16 protein-coding genes and 1 other RNA gene are annotated in these 20,326 nt (G+C 70.1%); 15 read left to right on the top strand and 2 right to left on the bottom strand.

The window, feature by feature from the left end; translation table 11 throughout:
- Nucleotides 1-251: 251 nt before the first annotated feature.
- Entirely contained in the window at nt 252-1,367 is a 1,116-nt protein-coding gene (prfB, locus tag GCN81_RS25005; RefSeq protein WP_156726717.1) for a peptide chain release factor 2, read from the top strand.
- A 42-nt stretch (nt 1,368-1,409) separates the two neighbouring features.
- Here prfB and GCN81_RS25000 read toward each other — a convergent pair whose 3' ends face one another.
- Nucleotides 1,410-3,698 (bottom strand): DEAD/DEAH box helicase, encoded by a 2,289-nt coding sequence (locus GCN81_RS25000; RefSeq protein ID WP_156726716.1) that lies wholly within the window; start codon nt 3,696-3,698, stop codon nt 1,410-1,412.
- A gap of 296 nt (nt 3,699-3,994) precedes the next feature.
- On the opposite strand from GCN81_RS25000, the gene GCN81_RS24995 reads away from it, so the two are divergent.
- Nucleotides 3,995-4,960 carry a hypothetical protein gene (locus GCN81_RS24995; RefSeq protein WP_156726715.1) on the top strand — a complete coding sequence of 322 codons (966 nt, stop codon included), beginning with the start codon at nt 3,995-3,997 and terminating at the stop codon, nt 4,958-4,960.
- A gap of 122 nt (nt 4,961-5,082) precedes the next feature.
- On the opposite strand, the gene GCN81_RS24990 is transcribed toward GCN81_RS24995, so the two are convergent.
- Entirely contained in the window at nt 5,083-5,271 is a 189-nt protein-coding gene (locus tag GCN81_RS24990) for a hypothetical protein (protein WP_156726714.1), read from the bottom strand.
- Between the two features lie 332 nt (nt 5,272-5,603).
- Between GCN81_RS24990 and ftsE the strand changes: the two genes are divergently transcribed.
- From ftsE to GCN81_RS24925, 13 genes are all read left to right on the top strand, one after another.
- Complete coding sequence (ftsE, locus tag GCN81_RS24985) at nt 5,604-6,293, top strand: cell division ATP-binding protein FtsE (protein WP_156726713.1); 690 nt, start codon at nt 5,604-5,606, stop codon at nt 6,291-6,293.
- A gap of 88 nt (nt 6,294-6,381) precedes the next feature.
- A complete protein-coding gene (gene ftsX / locus GCN81_RS24980; protein WP_156726712.1) occupies nt 6,382-7,302 on the top strand; it encodes a permease-like cell division protein FtsX in 921 nt (306 codons plus the stop codon).
- Between the two features lie 67 nt (nt 7,303-7,369).
- Nucleotides 7,370-8,563: a S41 family peptidase gene (locus GCN81_RS24975; RefSeq protein WP_156726711.1), complete on the top strand. Its 1,194-nt coding sequence runs from the start codon at nt 7,370-7,372 to the stop codon at nt 8,561-8,563.
- Nucleotides 8,564-8,581: 18 nt separating this feature from the next.
- Nucleotides 8,582-9,070, top strand: a complete 489-nt coding sequence (smpB, locus tag GCN81_RS24970) for an SsrA-binding protein SmpB (RefSeq protein WP_156726710.1) — start codon at nt 8,582-8,584, stop codon at nt 9,068-9,070.
- 71 nt (nt 9,071-9,141) lie between these two features.
- Nucleotides 9,142-9,511: a transfer-messenger RNA gene (ssrA, locus tag GCN81_RS24965) on the top strand.
- Between the two features lie 174 nt (nt 9,512-9,685).
- A complete protein-coding gene (locus tag GCN81_RS24960) occupies nt 9,686-10,198 on the top strand; it encodes a DUF4352 domain-containing protein (RefSeq protein ID WP_197287762.1) in 513 nt (170 codons plus the stop codon).
- Nucleotides 10,199-10,680: 482 nt separating this feature from the next.
- Nucleotides 10,681-11,478 carry a hypothetical protein gene (locus GCN81_RS24955; protein ID WP_156726708.1) on the top strand — a complete coding sequence of 266 codons (798 nt, stop codon included), beginning with the start codon at nt 10,681-10,683 and terminating at the stop codon, nt 11,476-11,478.
- Between the two features lie 2 nt (nt 11,479-11,480).
- Nucleotides 11,481-13,655, top strand: a complete 2,175-nt coding sequence (locus GCN81_RS24950; RefSeq protein ID WP_156726707.1) for a bifunctional polysaccharide deacetylase/glycosyltransferase family 2 protein — start codon at nt 11,481-11,483, stop codon at nt 13,653-13,655.
- A gap of 182 nt (nt 13,656-13,837) precedes the next feature.
- Nucleotides 13,838-15,364: an acyltransferase family protein gene (locus GCN81_RS24945; RefSeq protein WP_407698020.1), complete on the top strand. Its 1,527-nt coding sequence runs from the start codon at nt 13,838-13,840 to the stop codon at nt 15,362-15,364.
- A gap of 127 nt (nt 15,365-15,491) precedes the next feature.
- A complete protein-coding gene (locus tag GCN81_RS24940; protein ID WP_156726705.1) occupies nt 15,492-16,112 on the top strand; it encodes a CGNR zinc finger domain-containing protein in 621 nt (206 codons plus the stop codon).
- A 123-nt stretch (nt 16,113-16,235) separates the two neighbouring features.
- Nucleotides 16,236-16,817 carry a sigma-70 family RNA polymerase sigma factor gene (locus GCN81_RS24935; protein ID WP_156726704.1) on the top strand — a complete coding sequence of 194 codons (582 nt, stop codon included), beginning with the start codon at nt 16,236-16,238 and terminating at the stop codon, nt 16,815-16,817.
- The gene (locus tag GCN81_RS24930; protein ID WP_156726703.1) at nt 16,814-17,599 is read left to right on the top strand and encodes an anti-sigma factor family protein; all 786 of its coding nucleotides are present in this window, start codon (nt 16,814-16,816) and stop codon (nt 17,597-17,599) included. The genes GCN81_RS24935 and GCN81_RS24930 overlap by 4 nt, the downstream gene beginning before the upstream one ends.
- Before the next feature lie 106 nt (nt 17,600-17,705).
- Nucleotides 17,706-20,150: a HelD family protein gene (locus GCN81_RS24925; protein WP_156726702.1), complete on the top strand. Its 2,445-nt coding sequence runs from the start codon at nt 17,706-17,708 to the stop codon at nt 20,148-20,150.
- The last annotated feature ends 176 nt before the right edge of the window (nt 20,151-20,326 follow it).

The raw sequence follows: 20,326 nt of genomic DNA, 5'->3' as shown, positions 1-20,326 counted from the left end.
GTGGCTGGTCACCAGCGGCGACGAATCCGACGCCACCCCCTCGGGCACAGAGACATCAGCCCCGGCCACGCCCTGAGCCCGACGCCTGGGCCCCGGCTGTCTGAGCCCTGGCAGCCCTGAGTCCGGCGCCCTGAGCCCCGGCGGCTTGGCCCTGGCGCCCTGAGGCTCCGGCGGCCTGGGCCCGATGCCCCGAGTCCCGGCGGCTGACCCGCCCGGGGAGGATCGGTTCGAGTTGCCGTTAGGCTGGTGTCGTGGCAGTCGTCGACGTATCCGAAGAGCTCAAGTCCCTCACCACGACCATGGGGTCGATCGAGGCCGTCCTGGACCTCGAGAAGCTGAGGGCCGACATCGCCGTGCTCGAGGAGCAGGCCGCGGCCCCGTCCCTGTGGGACGACCCGGAGGCGGCGCAGAAGATCACCAGCAAGCTGTCCCACCTCCAGGCCGAAGTCCGCAAGGCGGACTCCCTGCGGTCGCGGATCGACGACCTCGGGGTGCTCTTCGAGCTCGCCGAGGCCGAGGACGACGCGGACACCCTCGCCGAGGCCGAGGCCGAGCTCGCGGACGTCCGCAAGGCCCTGGAGGAGATGGAGGTGCGGACGCTCCTCTCCGGTGAGTACGACGAGCGCGAGGCGCTCATCACCGTACGGGCCGAGGCGGGCGGGATCGACGCCGCGGACTTCGCCGAGCAGCTGCAGCGGATGTACCTGCGCTGGGCCGAGCGGCACGACTACAAGACCGAGATCTACGAGACCTCGTACGCGGAGGAGGCGGGCATCAAGTCGACCACCTTCGTGATCCACGCCCCGTACGCCTACGGCACCCTCTCCGTCGAGCAGGGCACCCACCGCCTCGTCCGTATCTCGCCCTTCGACAACCAGGGCCGCCGCCAGACCTCCTTCGCGGGCGTCGAGGTGCTCCCGGTCGTCGAGACCACCGATGTCGTGGAGATCCCGGAGAACGACATCCGCGTCGACGTCTACCGCTCCTCGGGCCCCGGCGGCCAGTCGGTCAACACCACCGACTCCGCGGTGCGCCTCACGCACATCCCGACCGGCGTGGTCGTCTCCTGCCAGAACGAGAAGTCGCAGATCCAGAACAAGGCATCCGCGCTCCGCGTCCTGCAGGCCCGGCTCCTGGAGCGCCAGCGCCAGGAGGAGCGCGCCAAGATGGACGCCCTCAAGGGCGACGGCGGCAGCTCCTGGGGCAACCAGATGCGCTCCTACGTCCTGCACCCGTACCAGATGGTCAAGGACCTGCGGACGGAGTACGAGGTCGGCAACCCGCAGGCGGTCCTGGACGGCGACATCGACGGGTTCCTGGAGAAGGGCATCCGCTGGCGCAAGCAGCAGGAGCAGCCCGCGAGCTAGGCCCAAGGCCTGCCCGGCCTGCCCTACGCCGTCCCTGAGGGCTTAGGCCTTCAGGGACAGGCGTAGTTGCTCGTCCTCGACGATCCGGCGGGCCAGCGACGCCTCCGAGATGTCCACCGCCTCCGCGACGGACTCGGCGACCTCGCTGCGGCGTGCGTAGACGTCGAAATCGTCCTGCTTCCGCTTGAGGATGTCCAGCAGGCGTTGGTCCACGCTGTCCGTGGCCAGCAGCCGGTGCACCTGCACCCGCCTGACCTGCCCCATCCGGTGCGCGCGGGCGACCGCCTGGGCCTCCAGGGCGGGGTTGAGCTGGGGCTCGCAGAGCACCACCACCGAGGCGGCCTGGAGGTTGAGCCCCGTGCCGCCGGTACGGATCTGGGCCAGCAGGACCGCGTGCCCCGGGGCGTCGGTGAACTCGTCCACCATCGCCTGGCGTTGATCGGCGGGGAGCTCGCCGGTGAGCGGGCCGACCACCCGGCTGGGGCTGAGCCCGGGGCTGGGACTGAGGTCGGAGCCCGGTTCGGAGGCGTCGAGTGCGTGCCGGGCCGTGGCCAGTACCTCCAGGAAGGTGGAGAAGACCACCACCTTCAGACCGTTCTCGGCGGCCTCGGTGACCAGCTCCCGCAGCCGCCGTAGCTTGGCCGAACGAGCCGGGTCGCCATAGGCCGCGCGCCGCATCGCCATGAAGTTCCCCTCGGACACGGCACGGAGATACGCGGCGCGGTCGCTGTCGGAGAACTCCTCCCACTCATCCGCGTGGATCACCCCGGGGAGCTCGGCGAGCACGTCCGGCTGGTTGCGGCGCAGATAGCAGGGGGCCACGGCGGAGCGGAATACCCGGGAGTCGGCGGCGGCTTGCTCATGGCGCATCGAGCGTGCCACGTCCGGGTTGAGGTAGCCGACGAGTGAGCGGAACTCGCCGACGTGGTTCTGCATGGGGGTCCCGGTCAGGAACAGCACCCGGCCCGTGGTCTTGCGCCGCATCAGGGTGAGGACTGACTTGGCCCGCAGGGTCTGGGGGTTCTTGATGTAGTGCGCCTCGTCCACGACGAGCATGCCGAGCGGCAGCCGCGCCGGGATCTTCAGCGTACGCAGCAGGTCGAAGGTGGTGACCAGGACGCCGCCGTGCTCGACCCACGCGGCGAACGCGGCCGCGCGGCCCGGTCCGTGCGCGCGATAGGCGGTCAGCCCGCTCCGGGACTCGACCTCGCGCATCCAGTTGATCAGCACCCCGACCGGGCAGACCACGACGCAGTGGGTGGCGCCCTCGGCGGCGCGCAGATGCGCCAGCGCGGCGATCGCCTGGACCGTCTTGCCCAGGCCCATCTCGTCCCCGAGCAGCACCCGTCGGCGGGCCAGCGCGAAGCGCGCGCCGAAGGCCTGGTAGCCGCGCAGCGACACGTCGAGCAGGGACTCGTCCAGCGGCTGGGCACGGGCCTCGTCCGCCAGGCCGCCCGGGATGAACCCCTCGGTGGACGCGCGGTCCTGCGGCCGGTCCACGACCCGCGCGAGCAGCGTGTAGTACTCGGCCGCCCGTACCTCGAAGTCCAGCCAGGCCCGGTCCGGTTGCTCGGGCCCACGGAGCAGGTCCGTGGCCGCCTGGTCGATCGTCAGGCGTACGCCGTCCGCGTCGGCCTCGGCGAGAGCGCCGAGCAGCGCGCGCAGCTCGGCCTTGGCTGTGGCCCGCCCTTCCTTGCCCGCGAGCAGCAGTTGCCACCGGGACCGGGTGGGCTTGGCGCCCTCGCTGTGCGGCCGCAGGGCCTGGATGGTGCGCTCGGCTACGGCGATGGCGTCGGCGATGCCGGGCCCGGCGAGCAGCAGCCGGTTCAGGGCCAGGACGAGGGCGTTGTGCCGTGGGTCGTCCTTGGCGTCGACGTCGATGCGTACGGCCACCGCCTCCGCCGTGGCGCGGGCCAACTGTTCGGCGGCGGCACGGGCTTGGCCCACGGTCTGGGCGCCGATGCCGGGCACCCCGCGCAGGTGATACGGCTCGGCCTCCAGGACCTGCCCCACCGAGAGATATCCGGCGCGCTCCAGCGCCACGACGGCCGACTCCCGCAACTGACCCCGGGTCACATCCCGTAGCCGGGCCAGCGGCAGCGCGGCCAACTCGGCGCGGGCCAGCTCTGCCTCGAGCCCGGCCACGGCTTTCCGTACGGCGTCCAGGGCGCGCTGGTGCTCCTCGCGGAGCGCCCCGGCGGCGCGCAGCAACTCCTCGGCCCGTCGCAGCACGGCCCTGGCCGACTTCCCGACGGGCACCGGCAGTTGTTCCACACCCACCTTGCTCGTCCCGCTCCTGGCTCGTCCCGTTCCCGCCTTGGCTCGCCCCATCGTCGCATCGGGGCGAGGGATGGGGGATGCGTAGGGTCTGTGGTGAATGCGTCACAGTCGTCGACACCTCTACGGGGCAACTAATGATCAATCGGACATCACTCCCGGATCGTTCTTGACGTAACTCTTAACTCTGGACAGGCTGCTGGGCAGCATGCGTATGTCTGGGGCTGGCGTGACGGGGTGGGATGCACAGCCTTGTTCGAGGCGATCCCGCGAGATGAACTCCCCCGCAGGGCCGTGGTCCCGCATATGGCTGCTCCATTGATGCGAACAGCTACTGGGGGTTCCAGCAGATGACGAAGAAGACGCGAGTCCGCGTGGCGCGGATTGCCGCAGGTGCGGTGATCGCGGCCGGCGCCTCGCTGACGGCGGCGGGCGCCGCTTCGGCGGCCGGGGCGGATGTTCCCGGCCTCGGCGTGAGCGCCCAAGCGGCCGCCGATGAGGAAGACCCGAGCTGCATTCCGAGCGACCCGTCCTGTGGTGAGGAGGGTGGCACTGGCGGTGGTGAGACGACCACTGGCGGCACTGGCGGTGGTGAGACGACCACTGGTGGCACTGGCGGTGGTGAGACGACCACTGGCGGCACCGGTGGTGGTGAGACGACCACTGGCGGCACCGGTGGTGGTGAGACGACCACTGGCGGCACCGGTGGTGGTGAGACGACCACTGGCGGCACCGGTGGTGGTGAGACGACCACTGGCGGCACCGGTGGTGGTGAGACGACCACTGGTGGCACTGGCGGTGGTGAGACGACCACTGGCGGCACCGGTGGTGGTGAGACGACCACTGGCGGCACCGGTGGTGGTGAGACGACCACTGGCGGCACTGGCGGTGGTGAGACGACCACTGGTGGCACCGGTGGTGGGGAGACGACCACTGGCGGCACCGGTGGTGGGGAGACGACCACTGGCGGCACCGGTGGCAGTACCAGCAGTACGGGCGGCAGCACCGGGGGCAGTGCCACCGGTGGTAACGGGCCCGTGCCTGACGGCTCCAACGGTAACCAGCCCGTCGAGCAGGGCCAGGGCAAGGACGGCCTGACCGACACCGGCGCCGACAAGGGCACCAGTGGCGGCGGCAGCGCCGACACCGGCGGCGGTGCCGACAAGGGCGGCGACGCCGAGAAGGGCGAGCTCGCCGAGACGGGTGCCGGTCAGACCGGCTTCCTGCTCATCGGTGCCGCGACGATGATCGCCGGCGGCGTGGGCTTCCGGATGCTGCCGCGCCTGGTGGGCGGCCGTACCGCCGCCGCGGCCTGATCCAGCGAAAGCAGCAAAAGCAGCGAAGCGGTGAAGCGGTGAAGCGGTAAAGCACTGAGAAGGGCCCGGAGCGTTGCTCCGGGCCCTTCTCGCTGCGATCGATCGACCTCGTACGGTGTCCGCTACGCGGTCTGCGTGGCCAGGAGCGCCATCGCCCCGACCAGCACCACCAGCAGCGCTATCAGCGTCACCGGGTTCAGCCCGGCGAACGGGCCCTGCTGCATACGCTCGCGGTTGGCCCGGCACACAGCGCACCGGCCCTCGGCCACAGGCGCCGCGCAGTTCGCGCACACCAGTCGGTCAAAGGTCATGCGCTGCCTCCCTCGGGCCTGAACGCTTGGTCTCATCACGCGGGTCTCACAGGGAACGGTTCCCCTTACCACTGTGCCAGTTTTCCAGGATTTCGGCGCGACTCGTCGATTCCCTCGGTTTCTGACCGGCCCGGACTGACTCTGATTGGTCCTGGCAGCTCCTGACAGGACCTGGCTGTTCTCCACCGTACGTGAGCCCTATGTGAGGAGGGCATCAGGAGGATGTTCCTCACAAAACACGCAACCCTGGACGCTGACTGCGCCGCACACGCCCCTTCGCGTAGGGTCACGCTCACCTACCCCCGACGCCCCCGAAGCACCGAGGCGCATCCGTGATCCGATTCGACAACGTCTCCAAGACCTACCCCAAGCAGACCCGCCCCGCACTCAGAGATGTCTCGCTGGAGATCGAGCGCGGCGAGTTCGTCTTCCTGGTGGGGTCTTCGGGCTCCGGAAAGTCCACCTTCCTGCGGTTGATCCTCCGCGAGGAGCGAGCCAGCCACGGCCAGGTACATGTCCTCGGCAAAGACCTCGCACGCCTGTCCAACTGGAAGGTGCCGCACATGCGGCGCCAGCTGGGCACCGTCTTCCAGGACTTCCGGCTGCTGCCCAACAAGACCGTCGGAGAGAACGTCGCCTTCGCGCTGGAGGTCATCGGCAAGCCGCGCGGCACGATCCGTAAGACCGTGCCCGAGGTGCTCGACCTCGTCGGCCTCGGCGGCAAGCAGGACCGTATGCCGGGCGAACTGTCGGGTGGTGAGCAGCAGCGGGTGGCGATCGCCCGCGCCTTCGTGAACCGACCGATGCTGCTGATCGCGGACGAGCCCACCGGAAACCTGGACCCGCAGACCTCGGTCGGCATCATGAAGCTGCTCGACCGCATCAACCGCACCGGCACCACCGTGGTGATGGCCACCCACGACCAGCAGATCGTGGACCAGATGCGCAAGCGCGTCATCGAGATGGAGCAGGGCCGCCTGGTCCGCGACCAGTCCCGCGGCGTCTACGGCTACCAGCACTGAGCCCTGAGCGCCGAGCACCGAGCATTGAGTACCGAGTACTGAGCACCCGAGTACTGAGCATCGAGTACTGAGCACCTGAAAGGACGCCATGCGCGCCCAGTTCGTCCTGTCGGAGATCGGCGTCGGTCTCCGCCGCAATCTCACGATGACCTTCGCGGTCGTCATCTCCGTCGCACTCTCGCTGGCGCTGTTCGGCAGCTCGCTGCTCATGCGCGACCAGGTGGGCACGATGAAGGGCTACTGGTACGACAAGGTCAACGTAGCGATCTTCTTCTGCAACAAGGGCGACGCGGAGACCGACCCGAAGTGCACCAAGGGCGCGGTCACCAAGGAGCAGAAGGAGACCATCCTCGCTGAACTCAAGGACATGGACAAGGTCGTCGAGAGCGTCCAGCACGAGACCAGCGACGAGGCGTACAAGCACTACAAGGAGCAGTTCGGCGACTCGCCCCTGGTCAACTCGCTGACTCCGGACCAGATGCAGGAGTCGTACCGGATCAAGCTGAAGGACCCCCAGAAGTACCAGGTGATCGCCAGCGCCTTCTCGGACCACCCCGGTGTGCAGTCGGTACAGGACCAACGCAAGACCGTGGACAAGCTCTTCGACGTACTCAACGTCATGACCTGGGTGGCGTCGTTCGTGATGGCGTTGATGCTGGTCCTTGCGCTGATCCTGATCGTCAACACGGTGCGGGTCTCGGCGTTCAGCCGCAGGCGCGAGACCGGGATCATGCGGCTGGTCGGTGCCTCCAGCTTCTACATCCAGGTGCCGTTCATCCTGGAGGCGACCCTGGCCGGACTGTTCGGCGGACTGCTCGCGTGCGGGATGCTGGTGGCGGGACGGTACTTCCTCGTCGATCATGGCGCGGCCCTCGCCCAGAAGATGGAGCTGATCAACTTCATTGGCTGGGACGCGGTGTTGACCAAGCTGCCGCTGGTGCTCGCCGCCGGACTGCTGATGCCCGCCATGGCAGCATTCTTCGCGCTGCGCAAGTACCTGAAGGTGTGACACACGTCCGGGGCGTCGTACGGTCAACCTCCCGTGCGGCGCTCCAGGTTGTCCTAGACTCGCCGACATGTCGGGCTCAGACCTGTTCTCCCGGCCCCGCCGCAGACGCCGCGGGGCGGCCCTGACATTGGTTTTCGCGGGCGTTCTCGCGGCCGGTTTCGCGACCGACTCCTGGAGCGAGCCCGACCGCACGCGGGTCGATCAGCATCCCGAGCCTGCCACGCCCGCCAAGCCCCCCGCCGCCCCGGACGGAGACACCACCGAGCCCGGCAAGGTCGCCGACGCCGCGGCCAGGGCCCTGGCCGACGGGAAGTCACCCAGCAAGGCCGCCGAAGACGTCGTGAGCCGCAGTGGTGACCGCTGGGGCTCGATCTACGACCCCAGCGAGTACGAGGCGTTCGAGCGGGAGCTCGACGGCGAGTACAACGGAGTGGGGCTGTGGACCAGGCGCGCCCCCGACGGGCAGGTCAAGGTGGTCCGGGTGCAGCGCGACAGCCCCGCCGCCCGCGCCGGAATCGCCGTGGGCGACCAGCTCCGCAGCGTCGACGACAAGCCACTCACAGGCCGTGGCGCCGAGGAGATCGTCTCCCTGCTGCGCGGCGACGGCGCGGACGCCGGGACCCGGGTGAAGCTGGGGCTGCGGCGCGACGCACGCGCGTGGAGCCTGACACTGCGCCGGGCCACTCTCGAGACGGAGTCCGTGGCGGTACGGCGGCTGGCCGACGGCCCCGTACTGATCAAGATCACCGCACTCACCAAGGGCGCCGGAGCCCAGGTGCGCGACGCCCTGCGCGACGCCCCGCCGGGCGCCGGTGTCCTGCTCGACCTGCGGGGTAACGCGGGCGGCCTGGTCACCGAGGCCCAGCAGGCCGCCTCCGTCTTCCTCGACGGCGGCCTGGTGGCCACGTACGACGTCCGGGGCAAGCAGCGCGCGCTGCACGCCGAGCCGGGCGGTAGCGCCACCAGAGCCCTTGTCGTCCTCGTCGACGGCGGCACGATGAGCGCGGCGGAACTGCTCGCCGGTGCCCTCCAGGACCGTGGCCGGGCCGTAGTGGTGGGCTCCAGGACCTTCGGCAAGGGCTCCGTCCAGATGCCGAGCCGCCTCCCCGACGGCTCCGTGGCCGAGCTCACCGTCGGCCACTACCGCACCCCCTCCGGACGCACCGTCGACGGCCGGGGCATCACCCCGGACCTGGAGGTCGACGAGGACGCCGAGCAGCGGGCCCGCACGGTATTGAGTGGCCTCGGACCCCCCTCGTAGTGCGAAAATGGCCACACTATGGCTAAGGAAAAGGACCAAGGGCGCAAGCTGGTCGCGCAGAACAAGAAGGCGCGCCACGACTACACCATCATCGACACCTACGAGTGCGGCCTCGTGCTGACCGGCACCGAGGTCAAGTCGCTGCGCCAGGGGAGGTCGTCCCTCGCGGACGGGTTCGTGCAGATCGACGGCCACGAGGCCTGGCTGCACAACGTGCATGTGCCCGAGTACACCCAGGGCACCTGGACCAACCACAGCGCACGACGCAAGCGGAAGCTGCTGCTGCACCGTGCCGAGATCGACAAGCTGGAGTCCAAGTCGCAGGAGACGGGCCACACGATCGTGCCCCTGGCCCTGTACTTCAAGGACGGCCGGGCCAAGGTCGAGATCGCGCTGGCGAAGGGCAAGAAGGAGTACGACAAGCGGCAGACCCTGCGCGAGAAGCAGGACCGGCGCGAGGCGGACCGGGTGATCTCGGCGGTGCGCCGTCGCGAGCGCGGGAAATAAGCTGGCACCGTCCCGCGTTGGTCACGTAGGATGGGCACTGCCCCACCAGCCGGGGCTTGAAAAATCAACATGGGGATGATCGGTTTCGACAGCGGATGTCGAAGCAGGGGAAGCGTGTCGAGGAAGCGGCAATGATCTCGTAAACCATATGTCGCAAACAATAATCGCCAATACCAAGCGCGATTCCTTCGCCCTCGCTGCCTAAGTAGCGACTTGCGAAGTGTCAGCCCGGGGGTGTTCCCGACCCGGATCCTGGCATCAGCTAGGGAACTAAACCGCTAGACCCGGTCACGGGGTAGAGCGGGAAATCAAACAGTGACTGAGCCCGTCGGAGACTTGTCCGCGTGATCTTCGGGGCTGAGAAAAGCGCAGCGGACTGCACACGGAGAAGCCCTGGTTCCGCACCGTTGGACGCGGGTTCGATTCCCGCCATCTCCACCACCCCATGTAGCCCGTGGCCCGTCGAGTATCTCGGCGGGCCACGGGCTTTTTCATATTCCTTCAGTGAGTGAAACCCGTAAGATGATCACCCTGTTGTCGGACATCACTGGAGGGGGCTCTATGCGTGCTGTATCGGGATCTGGGCTGAGGAGACGCGTCGCTATGGGGGGCGCGGTGGCTGTTCTCGCGGTCGGTCTGACCGCGTGTTCGTTCGGTTCCGAATCGGGTTCGGAATCCGGTACCGGAGGCGGCGGTGACAAGAATTCGTCCGCCGGGTCGGGGTCGGAGGAGTCGAAGGAGACCAAGCCCGGGACCGCGGTCAAGGTGGGGGACTTCGAGGTCACCGTGGTGGAACTCATCGACCCGTACACCATGAAGGACGGAGGGAAGCCGACCGAGGACGACGCGCACTTCGTCGCCGTCGCCCTGTCGGTGAAGAACACGGGGGCGGCCGCCGGGCCCTACGACCACAACAGCACCCTGGTGCTGCGGGACTCGGTGGGTACGGAGATGCAGGGCATGGTCGGCGATGACACCGCCACCTTCGAGGGCAAGATCCCGTCGGGCACCACCGTGAAGGGGTCGGCGATGTTCCAGGTCCCGGACGGCGCGAAGGGCTTCACGCTGGAGATCGGCGAGGACCTGCCCAGCGACGGGCCCATCGCGGCCACCGTCAAGCTGTCCTGATCCGCGTCGTCGGGTCGTCGCCGCCACGCCCTGTCTGACAGGACGTGGCGGCACCGACCCGCGCGGTCTGTGGACTTTCCGGCCGCGCCTCGGCCGCGCCCCGGCCGCCCCCCGCCGTGCCCCGCCGTGTGTGATGGCCACTTATCGATCCGGTACCGCTTTCGCCTGTGTCCCTGGTGTGGCGAAAAAGCCTTAAGCGTGCCGGAATTTGCGCCTTTCGCGGCACTTCGTCCGGTATGGGAGTGCGGTAAGGGTGGCTGTGGCGGGCGTCAGGCGCCTGGTTCCGCGGTCAAGTGCACTCATCAGGATGGGTGTGGGTTGACCGATGGGTCTGATTGTCGTGGTGGTGCGCTACATTCATGGCTCGGGTGCAGTGTGATAAGGGGGGCGCCCGGGCCGGATGGGGGTCCGGTTCGGCGGCGAGTGCCCGATGTCGCCCTGCGCCCAAAATGATCCAGTAAGTGGGGGTTGGGCGTACAGCTGTGGAAAATTGGCGAGAAGGTGCCCGCTCCGGGCAGACACACGATCCGCACGAGGTCACCATCCAGATCGACGGCGCTGGCCGTCAGCTGGAGGACCTGTCGGCGGACCACACCACTCAGGACGGCTCTGACAGGCCGGTCTTCGTGGACGCGACAGGCAGCCGCGGCCGCAAAGTGCGCCGAATAGGCTGGGTCGTCGGCGCCGTCTGCGCCGTTTACGCCGTCGTGCTCGGATTCACGCTGCTCTCCGGGAACTCCGACGCGCCCTGGATGCCGGGACTTGGCAACAACGAGAAGAAGGCCCCCGCCGGGAAGGTGGAGCCCTCGCCGGTGCCCGAGGCATCGGACTCCCCGGACAGCACCCCGAACCTCCAGGCGCCCGGACCCGACCCCACGAACAGCGGCGTCCTGCCGTTGCCTGGGCTCACCGCCCCGCCGGGCGCGGCCACCAAGCCCGATGACGAGGACAGTTCCGGCGCTCCCTCCGACGAGCCCTCCGACGAGGACCCCACAGAGAAGCCCGACCCGACGACAAAGCCCGACCCCACAAAAGAGCCTGACCCCGCCCCGGAGCCGGATCCTGACCCGGAACCGGACCCCGCCCCGGAGCCGGATCCTGACCCGGAGCCAGACCCTGACCCCGAGCCGGATCCTGACCCGGAGCCGGACCCCGCCCCGGAGCCGGCACCCGAGGGCGGCGGCGAGGCCGGTGGGGCCCAACAGATCAACGCCAGTAGTGCGGCACAGCCTTCGGTGACCGAGAGCGCGGCACAGCACGAGGCCCCGGAGGGCGCGTAACCATGACATCCCGCTCCGCAGGCGGACGGCGGCTCCGTCGTCGTCTGCCGATGCGCTATCTGCTGCCCTCGCTCTTCCTGGTGGCACTGATGGCGATGCTGATGCTGCGCGGCTATGTGCACAGCGAGATCCTCGCCGACCACCGGGTCCGGCCCGCGGCGGCCAACGACCAGGTGCCCGAGGAGATCCTCAAGGGCGGCCCGGTCATCGACGCCCGGCCCGGCGCGCAGCCGAAGGCGCTCAGCGTGCCCGACGGCAAACTGGTGCTGACCTTCGACGACGGGCCCGACCCGGAGTGGACCCCGAAGATCCTCGACAAGCTCAAGGAACACGACGCGCAGGGCGTGTTCTTCGTCGCTGGCACCATGGCCTCGCGCTACCCGGACCTGGTCGACCGGATGGTGCGCGAGGGCCACGAGGTCGGTCTGCACACCTTCAACCACCCCGACCTCTCCTACCAGTCGCAGCGCCGCATCGACTGGGAGCTGTCCCAGAACCAGCTCACCCTCGCGGGCGCCGCGGGCATCCACACGTCCCTGTTCCGGCCCCCGTACTCGTCGTACGCGCACGCCTTCGACAACGAGAACTGGCCGGTGGCCGAGTACATCGGCTCGCGCGGCTACATCACCGTCGTCAACAACACCGACAGTGAGGACTGGAAGCGCCCCGGCGTAGACGAGATCATCAAGCGGGCGACGCCCACGGACGGCAAGGGCGCGCTCGTGCTCATGCACGACTCCGGTGGCGACCGCTCGCAGACCGTCGAGGCGCTGGACCACCTCCTGCCGGACCTGAAGGCGGACGGGTACGAGTTCACCACCCTCACCGAGGCCATGGACGTGCCGAGCGCGCACACCCCGGTGACCGGATACGCGCTGTGGAAGGCCAAGGCGTTCGTCTGGGCGGTCAGCGTCTCGGAGAACGTGACCGGCGTCCTGGTGGCCGGACTCGCCGTGATCGGCGTCCTGGTCATCGGTCGCTTCGGGCTGATGCTGCTGCTCTCCGTGATCCACGCGCGACGTACCCGCAAGCAGGACTTCCGGTGGGGCGCACCGGTCACCGAACCGGTGACGGTGCTGGTCCCCGCGTACAACGAGGCCAAGTGCATCGAGAACACGGTGCACTCGCTGATGAACAGCGACCATCCCATCGAAGTGCTCGTCATCGACGACGGGTCCAGTGACGGCACCGCGCGTATCGTCGAGGAGATGCGGCTGCCGAACGTCCGCGTCATCCGGCAGCACAACGCGGGCAAGCCCGCCGCACTCAACCGCGGTATCGCGAACGCCCGCTACGACCTCATCGTGATGATGGACGGGGACACCGTCTTCGAGCCGTCCACCGTACGCGAGCTGGTACAGCCCTTCGGCGACCACCGGGTCGGCGCGGTCGCGGGCAACGCCAAGGTCGGCAACAAGGACTCGCTGATCGGCGCCTGGCAGCACATCGAGTACGTGATGGGTTTCAACCTCGACCGCCGCATGTACGACGTCCTGCGCTGTATGCCCACCATCCCGGGCGCGGTCGGCGCGTTCCGGCGCAGCGCGCTGGAGCGGGTCGGCGGCATGAGCGAGGACACCCTCGCCGAGGACACCGACATCACCATGGCCATGCACCGCGACGGCTGGCGTGTGGTGTACGCGGAGAACGCCCGCGCGTGGACCGAGGCGCCGGAGACCGTGCAGCAGCTGTGGTCCCAGCGCTACCGCTGGTCGTACGGCACGATGCAGGCCATCTGGAAGCACCGGCGCGCGATCATCGAGAAGGGCCCGTCCGGGCGCTTCGGGCGGGTCGGTCTGCCCCTGGTGTCGCTGTTCATGGTCCTGGCGCCGCTGCTCGCGCCGCTCATCGACGTCTTCCTGCTGTACGGACTCATCTTCGGCCCCACGGGCAAGACGATCGTGGGCTGGTTCGCGGTACTCGCCGTGCAGGCGGTCTGCGCGATATACGCCTTCCGGCTTGACCGGGAGAAGATGACCCACCTGATCTCGCTGCCGTTGCAGCAGATCCTGTACCGGCAGCTGATGTACGTGGTGCTGCTGCAGTCCTGGATCACCGCGCTCACCGGCGGCCGCCTGCGCTGGCAGAAGCTCCGGCGCACCGGAGCGGTGGGCGCGGCGCCCGGCTCCGTACCGGCCCAGCCCATGGCCGACCGGGATCGGAGGCCGGTCGCATGACGACACCGCCTTACGGGAACGAAGAGGGCGAGCGGTACGGCACGGGCGACGCGTTCGCGGCGCCGGACCCGTACGCCGCGTACGACCCGTACGCACAGGGCGCCTCCGATGCGGCGCCGGATGGGTACGCCGCTGGCGACCCCTACGCGCAGCGTGATCAGCGGGAGGGTTTCGACCCGTTCGTGCGGCGTGAGCCGCAGGCGCGCCGTGATCCTCAGGCGGGTCGCCACCCACTCGCGGGGCCGGACCCGGACGCCGCGGGTGATCCGTTCGCGCAGGGCGGCCCGCAGTCGGGGCCGGGCGGGTTTGCCGCGGCGCAGGGGGATCCGTACGCCGCCGCTGACGCGTACGAGCGGGACGGCTCGTACGGGCAGACCCCTGGCTATCCGCAGGCTGACGCCTTCGCGACGTCCGGCCCCGCAGCTCACCCCGTGGCCGAGACGGCGACGGCCACCGCTCAGCGGCCCGCTGAGGCCAAGGAAGGCAAGGAAGGCAAGGAAGGCAAGGAAGGCAAGGGGGCCAAGGAGGGAGAGGGCGCCGCCGCGCCCTCCTGGGCCGGGGGCAAGAAGCCGGGACGGGACCGCTATCTCGATCTGCTGCGATCGCTCGCGCTGGTCCGGGTCGTGGCCTACCACGTCTTCGGCTGGGCCTGGCTGACGATCCTCTTCCCGTCCATGGGCGTGATGTTCGCGCTCGCGGGCTCCCTGATGGCGCGCTCCCTGAACCGGCCCGCCCTCGGCGTGATCCGCGGCCGTATCCGCCGACTGCTGCCCCCGGTGTGGGTGTTCGGTGCCGTCGCCGTGCCGCTGATGTTCCTGAGCGGCTGGCAGCCCGCCAAGCAGCTCGGCGGTACGTGGCTGATCGAACTGTTCACCTACGTGGTGCCGTTCGGGGCCCCGCCCTACCCCTGGGACACCGACGCCGTCCCCGGCGTCGGCTGGCTCTCGGGCAGCTGGGCGGTGCAGGCGGCGGGCCCGCTCTGGTACATCCGTGCCTACCTCTGGTTCGTGATCGCCTCTCCGCTGCTGCTGTGGGCGTTCCGCAGGGTCCCGTGGGCGACGCTGCTCGCGCCGCTCGCGCTGACCGCCGTCATCGGCACCGGCCTGGTGGAAATCCCCGGCGAGACCGGCCGCGCGATCACCGACTTCGCGGTCTACGGCTCCTGCTGGGTGGTCGGCTTCGCCCACCAGGACGGCCTGCTCAAGCAGGTACCGCGCTATCTGGCGGTCTCCTGCGCCGCGTTGTTCATGGGCTTCGGGCTGTGGTGGGCATCGGGCCACCTGGGTCCGGACGGCTGGGACCTCAACGACATCCCGCTGGCTCAGGCGGCCTGGTCGTTCGGGTTCGTGGTGATCCTGCTGCAGTACGCGCCGTCCTGGCAGGAACTGCCCGGCAGACTCGCCCAGTTCGACAAGCTGATCACGCTCTCCAACAACCGCGCGGTCACGATCTACCTCTGGCACAACGCGTTGATCATGGCGACGATTCCGCTGCTTGACCCGCTGTGGCAGTTCCCCCTCGTCTACGACACCTTGGGGACGGCCTTCGCCGAGACGTACAGCGTCTGGATGTTCGTGCTGGTGTGGCCGCTGATCGGGCTGACCATCGTGGCCGTCGGCTGGATCGAGGACCTGGCCGCGGGCCGGAAGCCGAGGCTCTGGCCGGACGGCTCGCGACGCGCGAGGGCGGGCGGCACGCGCCGCCGCTAGCGGCGCGCGGCGCGCGGCCTTGAGACGCCTGGAACCCCCGGACCGTGCCGGGGGTTCCGGCCAGGCGTTTCGCGGGGCACTCTGGGGGTGTTGGCCCCGGGTAACCCCACAAGGCGGTGACACACGGATGGCGGCGGGCATCGTTTCGTCTGACCACGTGCAGAACGGGCAGGCAGACCTGCGGTTCGACTCCGGACGCGCCTGTCTGGACCTGCTGGCCACAGCCCACCCCGTCGAACGCATCGACAGCCCGGCCCGCCTGCGCGCCTGGCTGGTGGGCGCGGGCCTGATCCCCGAGGGTGCACGGCTCGACCGGGTCGACGCGGACTGCGTCGTCGCGTTCCGGGAACTACGCGCCGACCTCGACCGGTTGGTACGCGACGCCCCCGAGCCGCCTGCGGCCGAGTCACCGGCCCTGGACGCCGCCCTGGCCCGCCTCAACACCTTCGCCGCCGCCGCGCCCCCAGCGCCCCGCGCCGTACGCGCCGCCGACGGTGGACTCGTCCGGGTGCTGCACCCCGACCCCGCGGGCCCCGCCCTGCTCGCGGCCGTCGCCAGGGACGCGGTCGAGCTGCTCACCGACCCGGTGGCGCGGTCCCGCATCCGCCAGTGCGAGGGCGACAACTGCCCGCTGATCTACCTCGACACCTCACGCGGACGGCGCCGACGCTGGTGCTCAAGCGAGGTGTGCGGCAATCGCGAGCGGGTGGCACGGCACCGTCGCCGTACCGCCCTGACGAGGACTTGAGGAGATCGAGGGGAGATCTGGGGACGACTTTCGAACGGACTGAACAGAACGCGCTACCGGTACGTAAGTAAGCCCGTGGGAGCCAGGACGTGGGGGAGCCCCGTCGAAACGGGGACACCGGAGGTGCGCGTGCGCAAGGATTCCGCCGTGGCCGAAGAACGCACTCGGCGGGCCCGGCACCGGATGCAGGACCCGCCCGAGCCCGACGAGGAGTTGATGCGCGCGCTCTACCGAGAGCACGCGGGTCCGCTGCTCGCGTATGTGCTGCGGCTGGTCGCGGGTGACCGGCAGCGGGCCGAGGACGTGGTCCAGGAGACCCTCATCCGGGCCTGGAAGAACGCCAGTCAGCTCAACCGGGCCACCGGCTCGGTACGGCCCTGGCTGGTGACGGTGGCACGGCGTATCGTGATCGACGGCCACCGCAGCCGGAAAGCCCGGCCGCAGGAGGTCGACCCCTCGCCACTGGAGGTCATCCCCGCGGAGGACGAGATCGACAAGGCGCTATGGCTGATGACACTCTCCGACGCCCTCGATGATTTGACGCCCGCTCACCGGGAAGTCCTCGTCGAGACGTACTTCAAGGGACGTACGGTCAACGAGGCGGCTCAGACACTCGGCATACCCAGCGGGACTGTCCGCTCCCGGGTGTTCTACGCGCTGCGTGCGATGAAGCTGGCACTGGAGGAGCGGGGGGTGCGGGCATGACGACCTTCGGGGCGAACGACGCGTTCGGCGCGAGCGACGTACATGAGACGGTCGGCGCGTACGCCCTCGGCATCCTGGACGACATGGACGCCCGGGCGTTCGAGGGCCATCTGGCGGGCTGCCAGCTCTGCGCGGCCCAGCTTGAGGAACTGTCCGGGATGGAACCGATGCTCGCCGCGCTCGCGGACCTGCCGCCGCAGCGGACCGCACCCCAGGTGGGGGAGCAGCTCGCGGCGCGTCCGGCACCACGACTGATCGACAACCTCGTCGGCGAGGTCGCCAAGAAGCGGGTGGCCAGGCGCCGCCGCAGCTTCGCGCTGGCGGCAGCGGCGGCCGTACTGATCATCGGCGGCCCGCTCGCGGTCAAGGCCACCACCGGCGACAGCAGCGGCAGCGGCGGCAGTCCGACGGTGGCCAGCCCCGCGGAGGACGCCTTCTTCAACGACATGGAGGAGAAGGCGCGGGCCACCGACCCCGAGACCAACGTCAGCGCGACGGTCGGAACCGAGGAGAAGACCTGGGGCACCCACGCGGTGCTGGAGCTCAAGAACGTCAAGGGTCCGCTCAAGTGCTCCCTGATCGCCGTCGGCAAGAACGGCGAGGAGGAGACGGTCACCTCCTGGGCCGTGCCCAAGTGGGGGTACGGGATCCAGGACAGCCCGAACGAATGGTCGCGTTCACCGCTGTACGTGCACGGCGGCGCGGCCATGAACCGCGAGGACATCGACCACTTCGAGGTGCGTACGTCCGACGGCAGGCGGCTAGTTGACGTGAAGGTCTAGGAGCCTGTCAAGGCCTGAGCGGCCCGCCGGGTGCGCGCCGGCCCCCTGGTCGCGTACGGTGGACGGCTGCCCGACACGGGCGGCAGCACACCAGAAGGGACCCCCGGTGGCCGACGTACGCGACCGTGAGATCAGCGTCGAGCAGGAGCACCTGGACCAGGTGTACCGGCGGCTTGAGGAGAAGATCCACGAGGCCGAGTTCCTGATGCACGACGCCGCCCAGCGCGGCCATGTCGGCACTCCGGGCGCGCTCGCGGAGCGCGACGCGCAGGTGTTCCGCGCGGGCGTTCATCTCAACCGGCTGAACAGCGAGTTCGAGGACTTTCTGTTCGGCAGGATCGACCTGCTGCTCGGCAAGGACGGCGAGAAGGGCCCGGACGGCGCGTACACCTCGGTCGAACCCGCCGACGGCGCGGTACGCCCGGACGGCAGCGCCGAGATCGCCGAGACCCTGCACATCGGCCGGATCGGTGTGCTGGACGCCGAGTTCGCGCCGCTGGTCATCGACTGGCGGGCGCCCGCCGCGGCCCCCTTCTACCGGTCCACGCCGGTGGAGCCGGGGCGGGTGGTACGCCGTCGGGTCATCCGCTCCAAGGGCCGCAAGGTGCTGGGCGTGGAGGACGACCTGATGCGCCCGGAGCTCACCGCGACGCTGAACGGCGAGCCGCTGCCGGTGATCGGCGACGGCGCGCTGATGGCCGCGCTCGGCCAGGCCCGCAGCCACACCATGCGCGACATCGTCGCCTCCATCCAGGCCGAGCAGGACCGGGTCATCCGGGCTCCCGCCGCGTCCGTGACGTACGTCGAGGGCGGCCCCGGCACCGGCAAGACCGCGGTGGCGCTGCACCGTGCCGCGTACCTCCTCTACCAGGACCGGCGCCGGTACGCGGGCGGCATCCTGATCGTCTCGCCGACCCCGCTCCTGGTCGCCTACACGGAGGGCGTGCTGCCCTCGCTCGGCGAGGAGGGCCAGGTCGCCATCCGCGCGGTCGGCTCGCTGTACGACGGGCCTGACGGCGCCGAGGCCACGCTGTACGACGAGCCCGTGGTGGCCCGCGCCAAGGGGTCGTCCCGGATGACGCAGGTGCTGCGCAGGGCGGCACGCGGCATGCTGGAGCCGCCGCGGGGAGCCGGGGGGCGCGGCTCGCGCTCCGCCCGCCGCCGGGTGGCCGCGGCGTCGACGTCGACGGCACCAGGCGGCCCGGGCGAACAGCTCGCCTTCGGCGAGGACGCCGCCCCGGCCGGGGGTACGGGCGACACCTCGGCCGGGGGTACGGGCGGCACCCCGACCGGAGCCGAAGGGCCGCCGACCCGGCTGCGCGTCGTCGCCTTCGGGCGGCGCCTGGAGCTGGGCCCCGACGAACTCGCCCGGGTCCGGCGTACCGCGCTCAGCGGCACCGCCCCGGTCAACCTGCTGCGCCCGCGCGCCCGCAGGCTGCTGCTCGACGCCCTGTGGGCGCAGTCCGGGGCGGGCTCCCGGCACGCCGACCCGGAGCTGGCCGCCGAGCTCAGATCGGGCTTCGACGAGGACATCACCAGCGAGGACAGCTTTATCCACTTCCTGGACGCCTGGTGGCCCGAGCTGACCCCACGCGGGGTCCTGACCGCCATGTCCGACGAGAAGCGGCTCGGCTTCTGGGCGCGGCGTGTGCTGAACCCCGGCGAGGTACGCCGGATGGCCCGCTCGCTGCGGCGCGAGGGCCTGTCCGTCCACGATGTGGCGCTGCTCGACGAGCTGCAGGCGATCCTCGGCGCCCCGCCCAAGCCGCGCAAGAAGAAGGAGTTCGACCCGCTCGACCAGCTCACCGGGCTCGACGAGCTGATGCCGGTGCGCGAGGAGACCCAGCGCGAGCGCGCGGAACGGCTCGCTGAGGAGCGTACGGAGTACACGCACGTCATCGTGGACGAGGCGCAGGACCTCACCCCCATGCAGTGGCGGATGGTCGGCCGCCGGGGACGGCACGCCACCTGGACCGTGGTCGGCGACCCCGCCCAGTCGTCCTGGTCGGACCCGGACGAGGCGGCCGAGGCCCGCGACGAGGCGCTCGGCACCCGGCCGCGCCGCCGCTTCACGCTGACCGTGAACTACCGCAACCCCTCCGAGGTCGCCGAGCTGGCCGCGAAGGTCCTCGCCCTCGCGATGCCCGGCAGCGAGTCCCCGAGAGCCGTCCGCTCGACCGGCGTACGGCCCCGGTTCGCGGTCGCCGACGGCCGGGGCCTGGCGGGCGCCGTACGCGCGGAGGCCCAGCGTCTCCTGGACAGCGTGGACGGCACCGTGGGTGTAGTCGTGGCGATGCGCCGCCGCGAGGAGGCCGCGCGCTGGCTGAAGGGCCTCGGCGGGCGTGTGGTGCCGCTGGGCAGCCTGGAGGCCAAGGGCCTGGAGTACGACGCCACGATCGTCGTCTCCCCGGCGGAGATCGCCGACGAGTCGCCCGCCGGTCTGCGGGTGCTCTATGTGGCGCTGACCCGGGCGACCCAGCAGCTGACGGTGGTCTCCGGGGAGCGCGACGAGGTGGACTCGGCGGGCGTTCCCGACCTGCTGCGGGACTGACGAGACGGGCGTGCGAGACGGGATTGCCTTACGGGGATCGTTTGTTACCGTTGACGTGGCACCGGCCCGATCCAAGCCCCCGGGCCCAACCTTCGTCGCTTAGAGCGACCACTTGCCGCGAGGCGAGCATGGCGGGTCGGTGTCATTACCTGTACGGAGAGGTCCGCGTCATCCGG

It is taken from the genome of Streptomyces apocyni (genome assembly GCF_009739465.1).
Taxonomy (GTDB): Bacteria; Actinomycetota; Actinomycetes; order Streptomycetales; family Streptomycetaceae; genus Streptomyces; species Streptomyces apocyni.
The sequence above is the reverse complement of the archived record's forward strand: the minus strand, read 5'-3'. Positions and strand labels throughout refer to the sequence as shown.